A 633-nucleotide genomic window follows, 5' to 3' on the forward strand; every position below is an offset into this window, starting at 1 on the left:
GCCTGGCTGACCGAGCCGAGCAGCAGCCCGGTGAAGCCGCCCCGGCCCCGGGCACCGACCACCACCAGCTGGGCGGACCGGCTCGCCTCGATCAACGCCTCCCGCGTCCTGCCGTGCACCACCCTGTGCTCCACCACCACGTCCGGGTACTTCTCCCGCTGACCGGCGAGCGCCTCGGACAGCAGACTCTCCTCCTCGCCGGCGAGCGCGCCCGGCGGGTTCGCGTACGGGGCAGACGCGTCGTACGGGGCGGGCGCCGGCGCGTTCCACGTGGTCCAGGCGTGCAACGCCAGCAAGGGAGCCCTCCGCAGCGCGGCCTCCGCGAAGGCGAAGCCCACCGCCGGCTCACCCACGGCGGAACCGTCCACACCCAGCACGACCGGACCACCGGCACCGGGCTGCTCACGCACCACCAGCACCGGACACCGGCCGTGCGCCGCAAGATGCACCGCCGTCGACCCCACCAGCAGCCCGACGAACCCACCCATCCCCCGCGACCCGACCACCACCAGCTCGGCCGAACGCGACTGCGCCTCCAGGACCGTCAGCGGCTCACCGGTCACCACGGCATGACTGACAACGACCTCCGGCGCCACGGCACGCGCCCGCTCAACCCCCTCGGCCAGCAGACGT

1 protein-coding gene is annotated in these 633 nt (G+C 74.2%); it reads right to left on the minus strand.

Annotation, left to right across the window (positions count from 1 at the left end; translation table 11 throughout):
- A partial coding sequence (locus tag RB628_RS41130) for a universal stress protein (RefSeq protein WP_318325731.1) occupies positions 1-633 on the minus strand: 633 nt, incomplete at both ends.

It is taken from the genome of Streptomyces sp. ADMS (assembly GCF_033441795.1).
Taxonomy (GTDB): domain Bacteria; phylum Actinomycetota; class Actinomycetes; order Streptomycetales; family Streptomycetaceae; genus Streptomyces.